A 17,710-nucleotide genomic window follows, 5' to 3' on the forward strand; every position below is an offset into this window, starting at 1 on the left:
CTGGAGCTATAGCAGGAGCTGTGCCAGGAGCCGAAAGGCCTGGTTTAGAAGGGTCTGGAGATTGCAATGAGCGGAAATCCGCTCGTTGGCGAAAGTGCGTGAGCGGAAAATTGCCGATGAAGGTGGTGTGGGTGAGGGCGTCTTCGCGAGCAAGCTCGCTCCTACAGAAGCTACGTGATCCCTGTAGGAGCGAGCTTGCTCGCGATAGGACCTCGGGCCTCACTCCTCACCAAGAAACATTTCCCGCGCCAGCCCATGGCGCTGCATCTTTTCATTGAAGGTGCGGCGCGGCAGTTGCAGCTCAACGAGCACCGCCTTGATGTCGCCCTTGTGCCGGGTCAGCGCGGCCCGCAGGCATTGCGCCTCGAAGGCTTCCTGCTGCGCCGCCAGGGACTGGCCGGGGTCGATGGTTTCCGGCTCGGGCTCGCCCAGGCCAAGCACCTGGCGTTCGGCGACGTTGGCCAGTTCGCGCACGTTGCCCGGCCAGTCGTGGCTCAGCAGGCGGCTCAACTGCGCTCCGCTCAGGGGCGCGACGCTACGGCCCAGGCGCTCGGCGGCGGCGTGGGCGAAATGTTCGTACAGCAGCGGGATGTCCTCGCGCCGCTCGCGCAGCGGCGGCAGGCGCAGTTGCGCGACGTTCAGGCGGTAGGCCAGGTCTTCGCGAAAACGCCCGGCGCGGGCTTCGTCCAGCAGGTCCGGCTTGGTCGCGGCAATGATCCGCAGGTCCACCTCGATGCTCTGGTTGGACCCTAGGCGTTCGAGCTTCTGTTCCTGCAGCACCCGCAGCAGCTTGACCTGCTGGGCCAGCGGCATGCTTTCGATCTCGTCGAGGAACAGGGTGCCGCCGTCGGCGTATTCCAGCTTGCCGATGCGCTTGCCCTGGGCGCCGGTAAAGGCGCCGCTTTCATGGCCGAACAGTTCGGCTTCGAACAGTTGCTCGGGGATCGCCGCGCAGTTCAGGGCGACAAAAGGCTTGTCGGCGCGCGGCCCGAAGTCGTGCAGGCAGCGGGCGACCAGTTCCTTGCCGCTGCCGGTCTCGCCACGGATCAATACGTTGACCGGCAGCGCGGCCAGGTCGACCACCTGGCGCCGCAGGGTCTGCAAGGCGCGGGACACGCCGAGCAGGGTGGAGTCGATTTTCTCCCGGGTATCGGCCTGTTCGTGCAGGCGCCGGTTCTCCAGGACCAGGCCGCGTTTGTCCAGGGCCCGGCGCAGGCTGCTCAGCAGGGTCTGCGGGCTGAAGGGTTTTTCCAGGAAGTCATAGGCGCCGTCGCGCATCGCTTCCACCGCCATCGGCACGTCGCCGTGGCCGGTCAGCAGGATCACCGGCAGGTCGGCGTCGCGTTGCTGCACCTCTTTGAGCAGTTCCAGGCCACTGATGCCGGGCATGCGCACATCGCTGAGGATCACCCCGGGGAAGTCCCTGGGCAGCCGGGCCAGGCAGTCCTCGGCGCGACTGAACAGCTGCACCTCGAAGCCCGACAGGCTCAGCCATTGTTCGACGGCGGTGCGAATACTGGCTTCGTCGTCGACCAGCATCACCGAATTCAACATGGGATATGCGCCTCCAGGTCGATGGGCAGGCTCAGGGTGAAGATCGCGCCCTGGCCCTGGTTGCCGGCGCTCAGGCGCCCGCCCAGTTCGTGGACGATAGCGTAGGACACCGCCAGGCCGAGGCCCAGGCCGTCGCCCACCGGCTTGGTGGTGAAGAACGGATCGAAGACATTCGGCAGGTGTTCTTCGGCGATGCCGCCACCGCTGTCGATGACGCTCAGGCTCCACAACTGCTGGTCGGCTTCGAGGCGGATTTCCAGGTGCTTGAGGGGCTTGTCGCGCATGGCGTCCAGGGCGTTGCGCAGCAGGTTGATCAGCACCTGCTCCAGGCGTATGGCATCGCCGCGGACCCAGGCCGGGCGCGTCAGTTGCAGGTGTGTGTCGACCTGTTCGTCGCGCAGCCGGGTGTCCAGCAGTTGCAGGGCCTGATCCACCACCGCCGCCAGGTCCAGGCGTTCGCGCAGGCCGCTGGGGCTCTTGCGGGCGAAGGTTTTCAGGTGGCCGGTGAGGCTGGCCATGCGGGTCAGCATATCGTCCAGCGGTTTCAGGGCCTGGTAGGCCTCGTCGACCCGCCCGTGATCGAGCAGCAAGCGCAGGGTGGCCAACTGCATGCGCTGGGTGGTCAGCGGCTGATTGATTTCATGGGCCAGGGCCGCGGACATCTGCCCCAGGGCCGCCAGCTTGGCCGATTGCACCAGGCCGTCCTGGGCGGTACGCAGGTCGCGGGTGCGCTCCTCGACCAGGCGTTCGAGCTCCTCGCGGCTGCGCTGGCGCAGCCTGGCCAGGCGCCAGCGCTGGTTGAGGAACAGCAGCAGGAATACCAGGGTCAGCCAGGCACCGGCCGCGGCCAGGCCGGCATTGCGGCGGTCCTCAAAAGCGATCTGCGGACGCCGCAGCAAATGCAGGGTCCAGCCTTCGGTGGCCAGGGGCAGGGATTCCCACAGGTAGTCGACGCTGCCGTCCGGGCCCTCGACCCGGGTCAGCGTACTGTCGTCGTCAAAGCGTCGCAGCGGCCGATGTTCGAGCGGCGTCAGCAATTGTTTGTCGTACTGCCGGGTGGCCTTGAGTTCGGCGCGGTCGCTGTCCGACAGCGGGCGCAACTGTCGATAACGCCAGCCCGGCTGGTTGGCGATGAACACGATGCCCCGGGCATCGCTGACCAACAGAGTGTCGCTGCCCTGGCTCCATTCGCGCTCCAGTTCGGGGAATTCCAGCTTCACCACCATGGCGCCGAGGAACTGCTCCTGCTCGTCCTTGACCGCGCTGGAGAGGAAATAACCGGGAATGCCGCTGGTGACGCCCACCGCATAGAAGCGCCCGCTGCCCTGGCTGCGGGTCTGGCTGAAGTAGGGGCGAAAACCGTAGTTGTGTCCGACATAGCTGCTGGGCAGGCGCCAGTTGCTGGCGGCCACGGCGAGGCCGGTGTGGTCCAGCAGCTCCAGGGTCGAGGAGCGGGCGGCGCCGTTGATTTGTTCCAGTTTGCGGTTCAGGGCGTCCTGCTGCTGCGGGCCGACCGGGCCCTTGAGCGCCGAGCGCAGTTCCGGGTCCAGCGCCAGCACGGCGGGCAGGGCGCGGTAACGCTCGATCAGGGTATGCAGGGAGTTGGCGTACAGCGCCAGTTGCTCGCTGGCGCGGGCGGCATCGTCCTCCAATGCCTGGCGCTCGGCATGGCGCATGGCGAAGGTCGCGCTGACCACGGCGCCGGCGAGAATCACCAGGGTATAGAAGGTCAAGCGCAGCGGGCGGGAGATCTGGACCATGAGTCAAGGGCAGGCTGAAAGGGGCAGGAAAGATAACACGCCTGTCCGAGGCTTCGTTGATCGCGGACAGTCCTTGCCCGGCCAGGCATGAAAAAGGCGGCGCTGCTCATCGAGCAACGCCGCCTTGGGTAACAGCAAGCAGCGCTTACTGCACTTCTACCGCCAGGCTTTCACTGATCTTTTTCTGCCAGATGGCAGGACCGGTGATGTGCACCGACTCGCCTTTGCTGTCGACCGCGACAGTGACCGGCATGTCTTTGACTTCGAACTCGTAGATCGCTTCCATGCCCAGTTCGGCAAAGGCCAGGACCTTGGACTTCTTGATCGCCTGGGCCACCAGGTAGGCAGCGCCGCCGACGGCCATCAGGTACACGGCCTTGCTGTCCTTGATCGCTTCGATCGCGGTCGGGCCGCGCTCGGACTTGCCGATCATGCCCAGCAGGCCAGTCTGCTCGAGGATCTGGCGGGTGAACTTGTCCATCCGCGTCGCGGTGGTCGGGCCAGCCGGGCCAACCACTTCGTCACCGACCGGATCGACCGGGCCGACGTAGTAGATGAAGCGACCCTTGAGGTCCACCGGCAGGGTTTCGCCCTTGTTCAGCATCTCGACCATGCGCTTGTGCGCGGCGTCGCGACCGGTGAGCATCTTGCCGTTGAGCAGGACGGTTTCGCCCGGCTTCCAGCTCTGCACTTCTTCCGGGGTCAGGGTGTCGAGGTTGACGCGACGGGCCGACGGACCGGCTTCCCAGACGATTTCCGGGTAGGCGTCCAGGGGTGGCGCTTCCAGGGACGCAGGGCCCGAGCCGTCGAGCACGAAGTGCGCGTGACGGGTCGCGGCGCAGTTCGGGATCATGCACACCGGCAAGGAAGCGGCGTGGGTCGGGTAGTCCATGATCTTCACGTCGAGCACGGTGGTCAGGCCGCCCAGGCCCTGGGCGCCGATGCCCAGCTGGTTGACCTTCTCGAACAGCTCCAAGCGCATCTCTTCGATACGGTTCTGTGGGCCGCGGGCCTTCAGCTCGTGGATGTCGATGGACTCCATCAACACTTCCTTGGCCATCACCGCGGCTTTCTCGGCGGTGCCGCCGATGCCGATGCCGAGCATGCCCGGCGGGCACCAGCCGGCGCCCATGGTCGGAACGGTTTTCAGCACCCAGTCGACGATCGAGTCGGACGGGTTGAGCATGGCCATCTTCGACTTGTTCTCGGAGCCGCCGCCCTTGGCCGCCACGTCCACTTCCACGGTGTTGCCGGGAACGATGGAGTAGTGGATGACCGCCGGGGTATTGTCCTTGGTGTTTTTACGAGCGCCCGCCGGGTCGGCGAGGATCGAGGCCCGCAGGACGTTTTCCGGCAGGTTGTAAGCGCGACGCACGCCTTCGTTGATCATGTCGTCCAGGCTCATGGTCGCGCCGTCCCAGCGCACGTCCATGCCCACGCGTACGAATACGGTGACGATACCGGTGTCCTGGCAGATCGGGCGGTGGCCGGTGGCACACATGCGCGAGTTGATCAGGATCTGCGCCATGGAGTCACGGGCCGCTGGCGATTCTTCGCGCAGGTAGGCTTCGTGCATCGCCTGGATGAAGTCCACGGGGTGGTAGTAGGAAATGAATTGCAAGGCGTCGGCAACGCTCTGAATCAGGTCGTCTTGCTTGATCACGGTCATGAGTCGCGCTCCTCTAAAAGACGGGAACATTTAATAAGGTACTTGCAGCTTGGGTGCATCGGTCGGTTGCAAGCACCTTCAAGGCACGCCGGACACACTGGCGCGACGCTAAAAAGGCGCGGCAGTATACCGCGCCTCGGGGCCGGGCACACGCGCCGGCAGTCAAACCAAAGTCGCATGCCGGGGATGCGCCGATCGGGGGATGGCGCCAGGCATGACGGTGGGCGCGGCCCCGGGATGGATGGCGCTGGGCGGGAACAAAAATGGGATAGTTATTTTTTGGCGACACCACTAAAGTGGCAAGTGGCCTGTAGGGTAGGAAACTCTTTAAAGCCCCCTTTCGCATGGTGAGTCAACGATTGACCCATAACGCTATCCAGAGTCTTTTACTCAAGCGCTTCGTTCTTGCGGCGGGTACCTATGGACTGGCGTTGCTGCTGCTCTGGCTGGCCATTTTCAGTGGCTACTATTCGGCGCCGGTGCATTCGGCGCTGATCGATACCGGCTTGGTGGTGCTGAGCCAGGCGCTGCTGTTCTGGCTGTTTGTCTCCGGGCGCAACCTGCGCTTTCGCGACCCGAGCCTGACCGAGATCCAGATACTCCTGGCCATCGGCTGGCAGACCTGGCTGCTGGCCCACCTCGATACGGCGCGCGGCACCTTCCTGGTGTTCTATCTGTTGACGCTGCTGTTCGGCTTGTTCCACCTTCCGCGTCGGGCCTTCGTGCGCTGTGCCCTGTGCATTTTCATCGGCTTTGCCGGAATCACGCTGTGGGACGGCTACCACTTCCGGCTGGCCGATCCGATGCTCGCCGTCCTGCAGGTGTGCGTGCTGTTCGCGGTGCTGATCTGGCTGTGCCTGTACGCCAGCTATGTGCAGACTTCCCGGCAGCGCATGCGGCAACGGCGCTTCGCCTTGCAGGCGCACCAGGACACCTTGCGCGGCATGATGCGACAACTGGAGGATCTGGTTGCCACCGACGAACTGACCGGCCTGTACAATCGACGGCATTTCCTGCGGCTGGCGTCGCGCGAACTGCACGCGATGAGCCTGGAGCAGATGCATGGCCTGGCGCTGATCGACCTCGATCACTTCAAGCGGATCAACGACGTGCACGGCCATGCCGCCGGCGATCAGGTGCTGCAGGCGTTCGCCGCCGTAGCCAGCGCCTGCTTGCGCGATGGCGATGTATTGGCCCGCTACGGCGGCGAGGAGTTTGTCATGTTGTTGCCCGATTGCGATCCCGAACGCCTGACCTCCTGCTGCGAGCGTCTGCGCGTGGCCTTTATGGACGCCCAGTTGATCGGGGTCGAGGTGCCCGGCCTGAGCCTGTCCGTGGGGATGACCCTGGTGGAGCTGGGCGACGACCTGGACGATGCCCTGCAACGTGCCGACCAGGCGCTGTATCGGGCCAAGCGCGACGGACGCAATCGCTGCGCCGCGGCCTGGGAAAATATCGATGCCTGAGCTGCGTGTCGGTGAGCGGCAGTGGTCGGTGGTCGCGGGCAGCAATCTGCTGGATGCCTTGAATCAGGCCGGCGTGGCGGTGCCTTACAGCTGCCGCGCCGGCAGTTGCCACGCCTGCCTGGTGCACTGCGTCGAGGGCCTGCCCAGCGACAGCCGGCCCGATGCCTTGAGCGACGATCAGCGCCAGCGCGGCTGGCGGCTGGCCTGTCAGTGTCAGGTGGTGGAAGACCTGCGGGTCGAAACCTACGACCCGCTGCGCGATGGCGCGCCGGCCGAGGTGGTCGGTGTGGACTGGCTGTCGGCCACGGTGCTGCGCCTGCGTTTGCAGCCGGAGCGCAACCTGCGTTATCAGGCCGGCCAGCACCTGGTGCTGTGGACGGCTTCCGGCGTGGCGCGGCCGTATTCGCTGGCGAGCCTGCCTGGCGAAGACCGGTTTCTCGAATTCCATCTTGATTGCCGCCAGCCCGGCGCGTTCAGCGACGCGGCGCGCCAGCTCAAGCCCGGCGATGGGTTGCGTCTGGGCGAGCTGCGCGGCGGGGCGCTGCACTACGACCCGGACTGGCAAACCCGGCCATTGTGGCTGCTGGCGGCGGGCACCGGGCTGGGGCCCTTGTTCGGTATCCTGCGCGAGGCTTTGCGCCAGGATCATCAGGGCGACATCCGCGTCATTCACCTGGCCCATGACGCCAGCGAACATTACCTGGCCAAGCCCCTGGCGGCGCTGGCGGCGAGCCACGCCAACCTCAGTGTCGAGCTGTTGACCGCGACCGAGCTGCCAGCGGCTTTGGCACAACTGCGGCTTGTTTCACGGCAAACCCAGGCTTTACTCTGCGGGCACCCCGACAGCGTCGATGCTTTCGCCCGACGCTTGTACCTGGCGGGGCTGCCGCGCAATCAACTGCTGGCCGACGTATTCCTGCCCCGCGGCTGAGCGCTGATCCGTCCTGAGCGAGACCACCCATGACCGATACCATCCTGCTTGAACGCGAGGGCGGGCTGCTGACCCTGCGCCTGAATCGCCCGGACAAGAAAAATGCCCTGACCCGGGCCATGTACAGCCAGCTGGCCGAAGGGTTGCGGCAAGCCGACGCCGACCCTGAGGTCCGCGCGGTACTGCTCAGCGGCAGCAGCGATTGCTTTACCGCCGGCAACGACATTGCCGACTTCCTCCAGCAACCACCTACCGGTCTCGACAGCCCGGTCTTCCAGTTCATGCTCAGCCTGTTCGAATGCCGCAAGCCGGTGGTCGCCGCGGTCGCCGGGCCGGCCGTGGGGATTGGCACCACCCTGCTGCTGCATTGCGACCTGGTGTACGTCAGCCGCGATGCCCGGTTGCGCATGCCTTTCGTCAATCTCGGTTTGTGCCCCGAGTTTGGTTCCAGCCTGATCCTGCCGCGCTTGCTCGGGCAGGCCAGGGCCGCCGAACTGTTGCTGCTGGGCGAAGGTTTCAGCGGTGAACAGGCTGCGCAGTGGGGCATTGCCAACCAGGCCTTGGCCGATGGCGCGGCGACCCTGGACAAGGCCCGGGAGATGGCGCTGCGTTTCGAGAAGCTGGCGCCGCAGGCGGTGCAGATCAGCAAGCAGCTGATGCGCACGCCCGATCGCGAACAGCTGCGCAAGGTGATCGAGGAGGAGGGCGCCCTGTTCACCCAGCGCCTGCATTCGCCGGAAGCGCTGGCGGCCTTGTCGGGCTTTTTCGCTAAAAGCTGAAATCGGCACCGCTCGTGTAGCCGCTGCCGGAGGTTGCGATCGATTTGGGCGGCATTCCGACGAAGGGGCGTAAGGTCTCAAGATCGCTGAAGGCCTGGCGGCCTTATCGCAGCCTGGCGGCAGCGGCTACAGGTTTGTGAGTTCCATAAATGTGCCCCCATGAAAAAGCCCCGCAGTCTTCACTGCGGGGCTCTTTATTGTTGCTTCGGGTGGCTCAGACCATCGGGTCGCCAACGTGCAGGATCTTCATGCCGTTGGTGCCGCCGGTGGTGTGGTAGCTGTCGCCCTTGGTCAGGATCACCCAGTCGCCTTTCTTCACGACGCCGCGCTTGACCAGCTCGTCGATGGCCTTCTGGCTGACTTCGCTTGGCGGCAGGGACGCCGGGTCGAACGGGATGGTGTAGACGCCACGGAACATCGCGGTGCGGGCCTGGGCTTCGCGGTGCGGGGTGAACGCGTAGATCGGCACCGAGGAACGGATACGCGACATGATCAGCGGGGTGTAGCCGCTTTCAGTCAAGGCGATGATCGCCTTCACGCCCGGGAAGTGGTTGGCGGTGTACATGGTGGCCAGGGCGATGCTCTCGTCGCAGCGCTCGAAGGTCTTGCCGATGCGGTGGCTGGAGGTCTTGCTGGTCGGATGCTTTTCCGCGCCGATGCAGATGCGGTCCATGGCCTGGACGGCTTCGAGCGGGTAGGCGCCGGCGGCGGATTCGGCCGAGAGCATCACGGCGTCGGTGTAGTCGAGCACGGCGTTGGCCACGTCGGACACTTCGGCGCGGGTCGGCATCGGGTTCTGGATCATCGACTCCATCATCTGGGTCGCGACGATCACCGCCTTGTTGTGGCGACGGGCGTGCAGAATGATTTTCTTCTGGATGCCCACGAGCTCGGCGTCGCCGATTTCCACGCCCAGGTCGCCACGGGCCACCATCACGGCGTCGGAGGCCTTGATCAGGCCGTCGAGGGTTTCGTCGTTGGCCACGGCTTCGGCGCGCTCGATCTTCGCCACCAGCCAGGCGGTGCCGCCGGCCTCGTCGCGCAGTTGGCGGGCGTATTCCATGTCAGCGGCGTCGCGCGGGAAGGACACGGCCAGGTAGTCCAGATCCATGGCCGCGGCCAGCTTGATGTCGGCCTTGTCTTTTTCGGTCAGGGCCGGGGCGGTCAGGCCACCACCGCGACGGTTGATGCCCTTGTGGTCCGACAGCGGGCCGCCGATGGTCACGGTGCAATGCAGTTCGGTGCTGGTGGCGGTGTCGACGCGCATCACCACGCGGCCGTCGTCGAGCAGCAGCTCGTCGCCCACGCCGCAGTCCTTGACCAGGTCCGGATAGTCGATGCCGACGATGTCCTGGGTACCTTCGGTCAGCGGGTGGCTGGTGGAGAAGGTGAACTTGTCACCGATCTTCAGCTCGATGCGCTTGTTGGCGAATTTGGCGATACGGATCTTCGGGCCTTGCAGGTCACCCAGCAGCGCGACGAAGCGCCCATGCTTGGCGGCCAGGTCACGCACCAGCTTGGCGCGAGCCTTGTGCTCGTCCGGGGTGCCGTGGGAGAAGTTCAGGCGGGCGACGTCCAGGCCAGCCAGAATCAGCTGTTCGAGAACTTCCGGCGAGTTACTGGCCGGGCCAAGGGTAGCGACGATTTTGGTACGACGGACGGACATGCAAAGACTCCTGAGTTCAAGCGCAACGAGAGGCTACTATGGTCCGCAGCTGTAGTCATTGTTCGTTTGCACTACTTATTCGTTTGTTTCTTTAAACGAACATTCCTGAAGATTTTCCAGCGCGGGTCGATAACGTGCACAAGACAGGAGAACCCCCATGCGATTCGTGCTCATTGCTGCCCTGGCCGTCAGTGTTGTCGGCTGTACCCGCTGGTCGATGGACCATCATCTGAATACCGCCTACCGCGCCTACGACGCCGGCAACTGCGAACGGGTGATGCTCGAACTGAGCCAGGTCGACCGCACGAGTCGCTCGCGCCCTTATATCCAGCCCGAGGTATCGATGCTGCGCGGACAGTGCCTGGAGCGGCAGAAGCTGTTCCTCGATGCCGCGCAGACCTACCAGTACATCATCACCGAACACCCGAACAGCGAGTACGCCTACCGTGCTCGCGCGCGCCTGGAGACCCTGCAGCAACTGGGTCATTACCCTTCGCGCAACAGCGCTCAGGCGCGTCCGACCGCGTTGTAATACTCGTCATCAGGCTATTGCTGATCCCGCGTGAGCCTTGAGCTAACATCTGTGGGCCTGTTTTAGAGTATCGTTTCTAAAATGGGCCGGCCGAGGCCGACAGTCCTCGGCGCGACGATGCGCAATGACCTTCCTAAATAGCGATGCATGACATGTTCACGGACCGGCGGATCGAGCGGCACCAGTTGCCGTGTTTTTTGAAAGTCTTCAATCGGCTGACCGATCACCCTATCGGTTATCTGGGCAACGTTTCCGAAGACGGCTTCATGTTGATCAGCCAGTTGCCGATGCTGATCGGCGCCGATTTCGAGTTGCGCCTGCAGGTTCCCGGCCGCGACGGCCAGCTGCAACCGATCGAGATCACCGCTTCTTGCCGTTGGTGCCATGAAGATGTCACGCCCCATCATTACGACACCGGCTTCGTGCTGCTGCGTTCGCCTCCCGAGTACCGCGAGCTGGTGACGGCCTTGCGCAGCTACTTCAGTTTCTACCCGGTACAGACCTCCGCCTGACCGCTACAGGGTCCCGGCCTTTTTCCAGCTGAGGTAACGGGTCACCAGTTCCGCCCCCAGTTCACCCGGCCGCACATCGAGCAGGGCAACGCCCTGGGCGCTCAGGCGTTCATGCAGGTCGGTGCGGGCATTCAGGTAATTGATCGTGCCGCAGTAGGTCAGGGCATCGGGCAGGTTGTGCACCGGCGCCTGGCGCAACTGATCGAGGACTTCCTCGCGCAGGCTGGCCACCAGCACCCGGTGCTGGCGCCCGAGGCGCTTGACCGCGGTCAGCAGCTCCTCGTCGTCTTCGTCCCGCAGGTTGGTCACCAGCACTACCAGGGCCCGGCGCTTCTGCCGGGCCAGCAGCTCGCTGGCGGCGGCCTGGAAGTCGGCGCAGCGCTGGCTGCTGTCCAGGTCGTAGACAGTGTTGAGCAAGGCGCTCAACTGGCCCACGCCCTTGACCGGCGCCAGATAGCGGCGGCGTTCGCCGGCAAAGGTGCAGAGGCCCACCGCGTCGCCCTGGCGCAAGGCGACATAACTGAGCAGCAGGCAGGCGTTGAGCGCGTGGTCGAAATGCGCCAGTTCGCCGTCCTGGCTGCGCATGCGCCGTCCGCAGTCGAGCATGAAGACGATCTGCTGGTCGCGTTCGTCCTGGTACTCGCGGGCAATCGGCGTGCGTTGCCGGGCGGTGGCTTTCCAGTCGATCTGGCGCAGGCTGTCGCCCTCGCGAAACTCACGTAGTTGGTTGAACTCCAGGCCCAGGCCACGACGCGGCTGTTGCCGCACGCCGATCTGGTTCAGCCAGTTGTCGACGGCCAGCAGCCGGGCGCCGTAGAGGCGGGCGAAATCCGGGTAGACGCGCGTGCTGTCGTCGAGCTTCAGCAGCCGACGCGCCGACCACAGGCCCAGCGGGCTGGGCAGGCTGACCTCGCAGCGCTCGAAGTTGAAATGACCGCGCTTGAGCGGGCGCACCCGATAACCCAGTTCCTGCGACTGGCCCGGCTCCAGGAGCAGCGACTGCGGCAGGTATTCGAAGCCCAGGCCATCGGGCACATGATCGAACAGCTCCAGGGTCAGCGGCTGGGTAAAGTCGTGGCGAACCTCTAGGCGCACTTCGCTCCAGCGCCCCAGGGGCAGGCTGCCGGGCAACTGGCGCCGCAGCTGGGGCGAAGGCAGGCTCCTGAGCCGGAAGGCGTCCAGCACGGCCAGCAGCAACAAGGCCAGGAGCAGGCCCCAGGCGATCGCTTGCAGGCTGGCCGCGACTGCCAGGCCGTAGGCCCGTGCGGCGCCGAGCAGCACGTCCAGCGCCAGCAATACGCCGAGCCAGGTCAGAAACAGGCGTGAGGGTTTCATTGCTTTGGCGGGCTCACAGTCGTGGTGCCGGCACTTGATCGAGCAGTTGCTTGAGCACCTGCTCCACCGACAAGCCTTCGATATCCAGCTCCGGGGCGATCCGCACGCGATGCCGCAGCACCGCCAGGGCGCAACCCTTGATGTCGTCCGGAATGACGAACTCGCCGCCGCGCAGCAAGGCCCTGGCCCGAGCCCCACGGACCAGGGCGATCGACGCCCGCGGCCCGGCGCCGAGGGTCAGCCCCGGCCAGCTGCGGGTGGCCCGGGCCAGCCGCACGGCGTAGTCGAGGACCTGCTCGTCCAGCGGCAGGTCGCTGGCGATCCGCTGCAGGGCCAGCACGTCCTTGGCCTGCAGCAGGGTACGCAGCGGCTGCACGTCGAGCATGTCGGCCCGGGGTGAGCGGGTGACCTGGCGGACCATGTGCAATTCCTGGTCGCTGTCCGGGTAATCCATGCGCAGCTTGAGCATGAAACGGTCGAGTTCGGCTTCCGGCAGCGGGTAGGTGCCTTCCTGTTCGATCGGGTTCTGCGTGGCCAGGACCATGAAGGGCTGGGCGATGGGCAGCGCCCGGCCTTCGAGGGTGACCTGGCGCTCCTGCATGGCTTCGAGCAGGGCGGCCTGGGTCTTGGCCGGCGCGCGGTTGATCTCGTCGGCCAGCAACAAGTTGGTGAACAAGGGGCCCTTGCGCAGCTTGAACTGCTCGGTCTGCAGGTCGTAGACCGCATGGCCGGTGACGTCGCTGGGCATCAGGTCCGGGGTGAACTGGATACGCGCGAACTCGCCGCCAAAGCAACGGGCCAGGGCGCGCACCAGCAAGGTCTTGCCCAGCCCGGGCACGCCTTCGAGCAGCACGTGGCCACCGGCGATCAGGGCGGTGAGCACGTCGTCGATCACCGCGTCCTGGCCAATCACCGCCTTTTGCAGTTCGTGGCGCAGGGCCTGGGCCAGCTGGCTGGCGCGCTGGCGTTGCTGGACGGCATGCGCTTGCGCATGACCGGGCTCGGAGGCGGGAAGCGGTTCGGCGGGAAGGTCGCTCATAGGGCATTCCTGAGAGTTTGCAGGTGGGTGACCAGGCGGCTGAAGTCGGCGCTGGAAAGGCGTTGTGCCGGCTGGGGAGCCAGGGCCTGGCTGATGACGCTGTCCGGTTGCCGGGTAAGGCGGGCCAGGACCTGCCCTTGTTCGGCGGCGGTGAGTCGTTCGAAACCGGGATGACGATGCTGGGCGCGGCGCAGGATGTCCTGCTGCAGGCTATGCAGCAGCCCCTGCTGACCGGTGTGGCGCAACAGGAAGTGGGCGCTGGCTTGCAGGTGCTCGCGCAACTGGCGCCGGGCCCTGGGCATCGGGGCCTGCATCGGTCCGTGGCGAAGCCCGACATGCCACAGCCACAGGCCGAGCAGTGCGGCGAGGGCCACCAGCGCCTGGGGGAAATACTTCAGCAGCAGGCTCCAGAGGCTGTCGTGATCGGTGTCGAACAGCAGGGTGACGTCGCTGTCGGCGCTCAGGTACCAGAGCAGCCAGGCGTTGTCGTACTTGGCAATCAACGGAGTCTTCCAGATCTCGGCATCGGTGAGCACGGTCACCGAACCCTGGCCGTAGCTCAGTTGCATCATGTGGGTGGCCCGGGCGCTGTTGGCCCAGGACTGGGTGAGGTTGTCCGGGTCTTCCAGGTGAAAGTCGGTATCGAAACCGATGTAGGCCGGCGCGTCTTCGTCTTCCAGGTAGAGCTTGGTCAGTTTCGGGTAGGGCTCTTTGCCGGCGCCCGGCGGCGGGGCTTTGAGGTCCTTGCTGAGAAACTGGCGCAGGTGCAGGCGATCGAGCAACAGGTCGCCGCTGCGTCCGGCCTCTTTGTTCCACAGTGCTTCGGCGACGAACAGCAGGCGCCCGCCGGCCCTGGCCCAGTCCAGCAGTTGCTCGACCTGCTGCGGCGTCATGTTCGAGCGCTCGCCCAGCAGCAACAGGCTGTTCTGCTGCGGCTTGAGGGTCGGCAGCACCTCCAGGCCGTTGGCGTGGTGAACCTGCAAGCCGCGCTGGCGCAGGAACATTTCCGCCGCCAGGTATGGGTTGGCGCGGGCTTGCGGGGAGGGGCCGTGATCGATGGTTTCCTGGTAGGGCCTGGTGTTGAGGTAGAGGTACAGCAGCAAGCCGCCGAGCAGGCCGGCGCCCAGCAGCGCGAGCAGCGGCAGCAGGCGCCGGTTCATCGTGGGGCTCCCGGGCCGAACAGGGTGCGCCAGCCATCGCACAGTTCCTGCTTCAATTGCGCGGGAGGCAGGCGATGACCGTAGGCCAGGTTCTGCCAGTGCTGGGTCAGGCTGTTGCTGAACGCCTGCAGCTGGGGCAACTGCAAGGCCTTGATCTGCTCGAGGACCTGGCCCTCGGTGTCCGCCGGTTTCAGCGGCAGGCGGAAGTCATGCAGGAGCCGGCTCAGCAGCGCGCGGTACAACAGCCCGAGGGCTTCGCGTGGCTGTTGTGGCCAGAGTGCCTCGGCAGCGGCGGCGACATCCTCGGGCAAGGCGTCGGGGCTGAGGTCCAGGCCGAACAGCTGGTGCGGAGCAGCTCGCGCAGGGACTTTGCCCGGCAGCGGACGGCGGCCGACAAAGGCCCGCAACCATTCACGATGACGCCACACCAGCAGGGCCAGCGCCCCCAGCAGCAGGGCCCAGAGCAGGATCTCCAGGGCCTTGGCTGCGGTGCCAAAGGCCCTGCTGTCCAGCAGGTCGGTCAGGGCCTTGAGCCAGCCCGGCAGTTCAGAGTGTTCAGCGCTTTTCGGGCTGTCTTCGTCGAACCGGTAACGGGTCACGGTCTGCGGGTTCTTGAAGGGCGGCTGGTCGAGGATCTGGTTGATGCTGTCTTTCGCGGCCTGGCTGGTCAGCGGCTGATCCAGCAGGCGCGGGCTGTCAGGGCCAGTGGCCGGCTCGGCGGCCCAGGCATCGGACGGCAGGGGCAGCAGGCTCAGGCTGCCCAGGACCAGCAGCAGGGCGGCGCCACTCAAGCGCTGCCGCAGGCGGTGCAGCACCAGTTCGATATCCCAGGCCTCCAGCAGCGTGCGGCGATTGAGGTAGAGGCTGAAGCCGCAGGCGACGTACACCGGCTCCCAGACAATCAGGACCAGCGCGTAAAAAGCGTTGGTCAGGTGTTCGAGCCAGAGCCAATCCTGCTCGGCGGCGGCAATCAGCGTCTGCCAGTCCCAGTCCAGCTCGATCTGTTGTGGCAGCAATAGATAGAACAACGCCAGCAGGCCGATCCACAAGATGCCTTCCAGGTGCACGCCGATCAGGGTCAGCCAGTGTGCGGCCCCGGCATTGCGCTGTTGCAGCACCCGCACCCGTTGCTGGCGCGCCTCGCCACTCAGGCCCTCGAGCTGCACCACGGGCATGATGAAACTGCGGCTCAGGCTCAGGCGGCGCCAGGTCAGGCTGGCCACCAGTTGCGGCTTGAGCAGCCTGGGCCATTGGCGCAGGGCCTGGCGCAAGGTCGGGGTTTCGCCGAACAGGGCCTTGGCGAGGATGTACAGCGGCAGCCGTTCGAAGGCCGGCTTGAGCCACCAGAACAGCAGCAGGGCGAGGGTAGGCGAGTCCCAGAGCAACAGGCTGAGCAGGGCGAATACCGGCAGGGTGATCAGCGCCCAGCTGGTCATCAGCAGGCGTCGGTGGCGCTGGCTCAGCAGTACTCCCAGGTCCATGGCTTCCCAAGTCGTGCGCGGGCGAATCACCACGCTGGCTTCACTCAGGCGCATGGCGGCGTCCAGCGAATATCAGGTAGGCCAGGACCAGCAGCCAGCAGATGCCGCCGACCAGGTATTTGATCCAGGCCGCGGGCCAGGTCAGGGAGGACCAATAGGCTTCGATAAAGGCAGCGATCAGCAGGAACAGGATGACCCCGCAGATCAACTGCACGCTGGTGCGCGCGGCCAGCAGCAAGGCTTCGCCGCGGGGCAGGCGTCCGGGGGCGATCAGCGCCCAGCCCATTTTCAATCCCGCTGCGCCGGCCAGGGCGATGGCGCTGAGCTCGAAGGCACTGTGGCCGACGACAAACGACCAGAAGGTGGCGCCATAGCCGATCTGGGTCAGGTGCCCGGCCACCGCGCCGATGGTCAGGCCGTTGAAGAACAGGAAGAACAGGCTCCCCAGGCCAAACAGCAGGCCGCTGGCAAAGGTCTGAAAAGCGATGCCGATGTTGTTCATGATGTAGTAGCCGAACATCATCCAGTCTTCGCCGGCGGCCCGGTTGGCGAGGCGGCCCAGGCGACTGGCATCTGGATCGTAGAGGCGTTGCATTTCGGCCACCTGTTGCGGGCTGACCACGCTGTAGATCAGTTCGGGCACTAGGTACACCAGCAGGCCGATACCCAGCAGGCTGCCAAAGAACACCAGGCTGGCGGCCAGGACGAAGCGCCATTGTTCGCGCACCAACTGCGGGAAACCGGCCAGGACAAAGCCCAGGACCCGGGCGCCCAACGGGCTGCGTTGGCGATAGAGCTGCTGATGGCCGCGCAGCGCCAGTTGCTGCAACGGGTCGACCAGGAAGCTGCTGTAGCCGCGTTCCTGGGCCAGGGCCAGGTGTTGGCACAAGCGGCGGTAATCCTCGGGGAAACGGGCATGGGTCTCGGGCGTCGCCTGGCCGCGTTCCAGTTGTTCGAGCTGTTCGCGCAGGCGCTGCCACAAGGCTTGATGACGGTTTTCGAACAGGCTCTGTTTCATGTCGGCCCCAGCAGTCCGCGGGCGATGCCATTGAGTTCGTCACGGGCCTGCGCGGGCGTTACATGCAGAGGTTCGGCGAGTAGCGCGGCCAGCTCCTGGACCCGGTCCGCGGACAGTTGTTCCTGGCGTTCGGCGAAGCTGAGGATGGCCCGTTGTTCAGTCAGGCTCAGGGCGAAGGCGGCGGTTCTGGCGGGTACTGCCGGCAAGGTCGGGCGGACCACCGGCTGCTCGCGGTAGATCACCAGGGTGCCGGCCGCCAGGTCGCCGAGGCGCTTGAAGGTCGGGTGCTGCAGGCAACTGATGGCGCCGAGGCAATAACCGAACGGCAGCATGTCGACAAAACGCAGCAGGTTGCGGGTCAGGGAAGGGCCCCAGCCGATGGGCGTGCCATCGTCCTGCACGACCCGCAAGCCCATCAGTTGCTTGCCTGGCGAGCAGCCCTGGTTCAACACCTCGAACAGCACCATGTACCACCAGCTGACCAGAAACAGCAGGATCGAGCCCAGCCCCATGCCGAGCTGGCCGAGAAACCCCAGGACAATAAACAGCATGCCGAGGATCAGGCCACGAAAGCCCAGGTCGATGGCAAAGGCCAGGGCGCGCGACATCAGCCCCGCCGGCCGCAGCGGCAGGTCGATGCCTTCTGGCGTTTCGACCTGGTAGCGGGTGTCCAGTGGCGGGGGCAATGCTTTCCCTGGCAGTGCTGTCGTCTCGAGCATAGGCAACTTGAGGCTGGCCTGGTGGCGATGGATGACCGCCTGATGCTAGCAGTGTCGGAGGGGCGAACGACATCATTAACTGTGCCGCG

15 protein-coding genes are annotated in these 17,710 nt (G+C 65.5%); 5 read left to right on the forward strand and 10 right to left on the reverse strand.

The features are described from left to right. Window positions 1–219 precede the first annotated feature (219 nt). The 3 genes from AC07Y9_RS18300 to AC07Y9_RS18310 all read right to left on the reverse strand — a co-directional run bounded on the left by AC07Y9_RS18300 (window position 220) and on the right by AC07Y9_RS18310 (window position 4,983). The gene (locus AC07Y9_RS18300) at window positions 220–1,554 is read right to left on the reverse strand and encodes a sigma-54-dependent transcriptional regulator (protein ID WP_101338916.1); all 1,335 of its coding nucleotides are present in this window, start codon (window positions 1,552–1,554) and stop codon (window positions 220–222) included. Continuing rightward, complete coding sequence (locus AC07Y9_RS18305) at window positions 1,548–3,314, reverse strand: sensor histidine kinase (RefSeq protein WP_102679025.1); 1,767 nt, start codon at window positions 3,312–3,314, stop codon at window positions 1,548–1,550. The genes AC07Y9_RS18300 and AC07Y9_RS18305 overlap by 7 nt, the downstream gene beginning before the upstream one ends. Before the next feature lie 145 nt (window positions 3,315–3,459). Beyond that, complete coding sequence (locus AC07Y9_RS18310) at window positions 3,460–4,983, reverse strand: fumarate hydratase (protein WP_007931196.1); 1,524 nt, start codon at window positions 4,981–4,983, stop codon at window positions 3,460–3,462. Between the two features lie 359 nt (window positions 4,984–5,342). Here AC07Y9_RS18310 and AC07Y9_RS18315 point away from each other — a divergent pair, with 359 nt between their 5' ends. The 3 genes from AC07Y9_RS18315 to AC07Y9_RS18325 are packed head-to-tail and all read left to right on the forward strand — an operon-like array spanning window position 5,343 to window position 8,159. Then, window positions 5,343–6,449 (forward strand): GGDEF domain-containing protein, encoded by a 1,107-nt coding sequence (locus tag AC07Y9_RS18315; protein ID WP_087090206.1) that lies wholly within the window; start codon window positions 5,343–5,345, stop codon window positions 6,447–6,449. Further along, window positions 6,442–7,380, forward strand: coding sequence for an iron-sulfur-binding ferredoxin reductase (locus AC07Y9_RS18320; protein WP_102679024.1), 939 nt, complete (start codon window positions 6,442–6,444; stop codon window positions 7,378–7,380). The genes AC07Y9_RS18315 and AC07Y9_RS18320 overlap by 8 nt, the downstream gene beginning before the upstream one ends. 29 nt (window positions 7,381–7,409) lie before the next feature. Continuing rightward, window positions 7,410–8,159 carry an enoyl-CoA hydratase-related protein gene (locus AC07Y9_RS18325; RefSeq protein WP_053262416.1) on the forward strand — a complete coding sequence of 250 codons (750 nt, stop codon included), beginning with the start codon at window positions 7,410–7,412 and terminating at the stop codon, window positions 8,157–8,159. Window positions 8,160–8,373: 214 nt separating this feature from the next. On the opposite strand, the gene pyk is transcribed toward AC07Y9_RS18325, so the two are convergent. Next, entirely contained in the window at window positions 8,374–9,825 is a 1,452-nt protein-coding gene (pyk, locus tag AC07Y9_RS18330) for a pyruvate kinase (protein WP_007931191.1), read from the reverse strand. Between the two features lie 157 nt (window positions 9,826–9,982). On the opposite strand from pyk, the gene AC07Y9_RS18335 reads away from it, so the two are divergent. Together AC07Y9_RS18335 and AC07Y9_RS18340 are read left to right on the forward strand one after the other, a co-directional pair. Beyond that, a complete protein-coding gene (locus AC07Y9_RS18335; RefSeq protein ID WP_102679023.1) occupies window positions 9,983–10,357 on the forward strand; it encodes a hypothetical protein in 375 nt (124 codons plus the stop codon). Window positions 10,358–10,509: 152 nt separating this feature from the next. Then, a complete protein-coding gene (locus AC07Y9_RS18340; protein WP_102679036.1) occupies window positions 10,510–10,869 on the forward strand; it encodes a PilZ domain-containing protein in 360 nt (119 codons plus the stop codon). Between the two features lie 3 nt (window positions 10,870–10,872). Here AC07Y9_RS18340 and AC07Y9_RS18345 read toward each other — a convergent pair whose 3' ends face one another. Genes AC07Y9_RS18345 through AC07Y9_RS18370 form a run of 6 tightly spaced genes read right to left on the reverse strand, consistent with a single transcriptional unit; the run spans window position 10,873 to window position 17,621 of the window. Beyond that, a complete protein-coding gene (locus AC07Y9_RS18345; protein WP_102679022.1) occupies window positions 10,873–12,204 on the reverse strand; it encodes a DUF58 domain-containing protein in 1,332 nt (443 codons plus the stop codon). 13 nt (window positions 12,205–12,217) lie between these two features. Then, window positions 12,218–13,243, reverse strand: a complete 1,026-nt coding sequence (locus tag AC07Y9_RS18350; RefSeq protein WP_102690473.1) for an AAA family ATPase — start codon at window positions 13,241–13,243, stop codon at window positions 12,218–12,220. After that, entirely contained in the window at window positions 13,240–14,403 is a 1,164-nt protein-coding gene (locus AC07Y9_RS18355; RefSeq protein WP_102679020.1) for a DUF4350 domain-containing protein, read from the reverse strand. The genes AC07Y9_RS18350 and AC07Y9_RS18355 overlap by 4 nt, the downstream gene beginning before the upstream one ends. Beyond that, on the reverse strand, window positions 14,400–15,938 hold the full coding sequence (locus AC07Y9_RS18360) for a DUF4129 domain-containing protein (protein WP_102679019.1): 1,539 nt from the start codon (window positions 15,936–15,938) through the stop codon (window positions 14,400–14,402). Before AC07Y9_RS18360 ends, AC07Y9_RS18355 begins: the two co-directional genes overlap by 4 nt. Continuing rightward, window positions 15,925–16,902 carry a stage II sporulation protein M gene (locus AC07Y9_RS18365; RefSeq protein WP_102679035.1) on the reverse strand — a complete coding sequence of 326 codons (978 nt, stop codon included), beginning with the start codon at window positions 16,900–16,902 and terminating at the stop codon, window positions 15,925–15,927. Before AC07Y9_RS18365 ends, AC07Y9_RS18360 begins: the two co-directional genes overlap by 14 nt. Continuing rightward, window positions 16,899–17,621: an RDD family protein gene (locus tag AC07Y9_RS18370; RefSeq protein WP_102679018.1), complete on the reverse strand. Its 723-nt coding sequence runs from the start codon at window positions 17,619–17,621 to the stop codon at window positions 16,899–16,901. Before AC07Y9_RS18370 ends, AC07Y9_RS18365 begins: the two co-directional genes overlap by 4 nt. Window positions 17,622–17,710: the final 89 nt, after the last annotated feature.

The sequence above is a fragment of the Pseudomonas sp. GW456-L12 genome (genome assembly GCF_059424045.1).

Bases quoted from the DNA above. Each gene is read 5' to 3' on its own strand.
- AC07Y9_RS18320 (WP_102679024.1), top strand. From the start codon at position 6,442: ATGCCTGAGCTGCGTGTCGGTGAGCGGCAGTGGTCGGTGGTCGCGGGC.
- AC07Y9_RS18300 (WP_101338916.1), bottom strand. From the start codon at position 1,554: ATGTTGAATTCGGTGATGCTGGTCGACGACGAAGCCAGTATTCGCACC.
- AC07Y9_RS18305 (WP_102679025.1), bottom strand. From the start codon at position 3,314: ATGGTCCAGATCTCCCGCCCGCTGCGCTTGACCTTCTATACCCTGGTG.
- AC07Y9_RS18360 (WP_102679019.1), bottom strand. From the start codon at position 15,938: ATGCGCCTGAGTGAAGCCAGCGTGGTGATTCGCCCGCGCACGACTTGG.
- AC07Y9_RS18355 (WP_102679020.1), bottom strand. From the start codon at position 14,403: ATGAACCGGCGCCTGCTGCCGCTGCTCGCGCTGCTGGGCGCCGGCCTG.
- AC07Y9_RS18350 (WP_102690473.1), bottom strand. From the start codon at position 13,243: ATGAGCGACCTTCCCGCCGAACCGCTTCCCGCCTCCGAGCCCGGTCAT.
- AC07Y9_RS18365 (WP_102679035.1), bottom strand. From the start codon at position 16,902: ATGAAACAGAGCCTGTTCGAAAACCGTCATCAAGCCTTGTGGCAGCGC.
- AC07Y9_RS18345 (WP_102679022.1), bottom strand. From the start codon at position 12,204: ATGAAACCCTCACGCCTGTTTCTGACCTGGCTCGGCGTATTGCTGGCG.
- AC07Y9_RS18310 (WP_007931196.1), bottom strand. From the start codon at position 4,983: ATGACCGTGATCAAGCAAGACGACCTGATTCAGAGCGTTGCCGACGCC.
- AC07Y9_RS18370 (WP_102679018.1), bottom strand. From the start codon at position 17,621: ATGCTCGAGACGACAGCACTGCCAGGGAAAGCATTGCCCCCGCCACTG.
- AC07Y9_RS18340 (WP_102679036.1), top strand. From the start codon at position 10,510: ATGTTCACGGACCGGCGGATCGAGCGGCACCAGTTGCCGTGTTTTTTG.
- AC07Y9_RS18335 (WP_102679023.1), top strand. From the start codon at position 9,983: ATGCGATTCGTGCTCATTGCTGCCCTGGCCGTCAGTGTTGTCGGCTGT.
- pyk (WP_007931191.1), bottom strand. From the start codon at position 9,825: ATGTCCGTCCGTCGTACCAAAATCGTCGCTACCCTTGGCCCGGCCAGT.
- AC07Y9_RS18325 (WP_053262416.1), top strand. From the start codon at position 7,410: ATGACCGATACCATCCTGCTTGAACGCGAGGGCGGGCTGCTGACCCTG.